The sequence below is a fragment of the Pseudotamlana agarivorans genome (assembly GCF_001642835.1).
Lineage (GTDB): Bacteria > Bacteroidota > Bacteroidia > Flavobacteriales > Flavobacteriaceae > Pseudotamlana > Pseudotamlana agarivorans.
The window spans coordinates 1-1259 of sequence record NZ_LXEI01000043.1 but is presented as its reverse complement, the minus strand read 5'-3'; the positions used below and the strand labels follow the sequence as shown (position 1 = coordinate 1259).

Here is a 1259-nt window from a genome sequence, read left to right as displayed (position 1 = left end):
GCGGTTTTTTTGAAATTCATACGTTTCATTGGCAAACCCAACCAATTGAAACTAAACCACGTTTTATGGTTTTATTGGAATCTCATAACTTTAATATAAACGAAAAGATTAAGAAAACTAATCGGATCGTTGGACTAATTTTTTGCCCCTCGCGGTGCAAAAAAGGAAGAGCAAGAGGGTAACACGCTCCGCGGTGTTTCGATTTTAGTTTCGGATGTAAAATACTGATAATCAATAGCTTGTAGCGAAGTAAAATATTCTGATTTTCAGGGTATTGCAGCAAAACCTCTGAAGCCCCTAATAAACCAGTTGTTTTTTGCAGCAAAATGAAGAAATTTTCAACATACGACTTTTCAGGAATCAATATCAAAAAGGATGTTGCAGAACGCTTTCGGGCGTTTTCCAAAGGTGTTTCCAAATCCCATACAGAGACTCTAGAAACTATGTTGAATTTTTTCAAATGGAATAATCTTCATCCTAATGATAATCTTGGTGTTAAAAAGGATGATACCAAAAAACGCATCAATGCTCTAATCGCCATTATTCGTAACATCGAAAAACAACAGACGCAACCCACTAAAGCCATGTTGGATGCACTTTTTCAGGAGGTCACCCGAACGGAACATGAAGAAGTCGAAGAAGAGGTATTTGATTTTGGAACACCAGAAACCTTAACAAGAGATGCCGAAATGGAACATTACAAAAGTCGATTTGAAGAGATGCAACTCCAACTCAGTGCTTATAAGAATGGTTTAGAATTAGTATTGAGCAGATTGCAACCAGTGAAAACAACCTTTGGTAAGGATTACCATAAGTTGGATATGAATAAGAATGAATTGGAAAACTTTAAAATGAACCTTCATCATGTACATCACCATCACCGCACAAAGCCTTAGTGGGAACTATGGGCAAAGTGCTTCCGCCTTTGTCGAATATCTCGAAAAAGAGAATGAAGGGAAACCCATGCCTGAAATAGAGTCTTTTTTTGACCAACATCACAATGAAATATCCCCAGAGAAAGTCATCAAGGAGATTGATGGTAATACGGCTAAACTTAAAAAAACAGAGCCCAAATTTTACTCCATTACACTCAATCCAAGTCAGAGGGAGCTTAAGACAATCGGAGACTCTCCAAAAGCTTTAAAACAATATACCAGGGAAGTTATGAAATCTTACGCAAAAGCTTTTAACCGTGAAATTGATGGCAGACCTGTTCATGTCAATGATATTAAATATTACGCCAAAGTAGAACGCCAACG

3 protein-coding genes are annotated in these 1259 nt (G+C 37.3%); all 3 read left to right on the top strand.

Annotation, left to right across the window (positions count from 1 at the left end):
* Window positions 1–182 (top strand): hypothetical protein (locus tag A6I66_RS16875; RefSeq protein WP_211267557.1); only part of this gene is annotated, 182 nt, incomplete at its 5' end.
* A gap of 144 nt (window positions 183–326) precedes the next feature.
* Window positions 327–896, top strand: a complete 570-nt coding sequence (locus A6I66_RS16345) for a BfmA/BtgA family mobilization protein (RefSeq protein ID WP_067151955.1) — start codon at window positions 327–329, stop codon at window positions 894–896.
* Window positions 865–1259, top strand: a 395-nt coding sequence (locus A6I66_RS16340; protein ID WP_245683473.1) for a DUF5712 family protein, incomplete at its 3' end; no start/stop codon positions are given. The genes A6I66_RS16345 and A6I66_RS16340, both read left to right, overlap by 32 nt.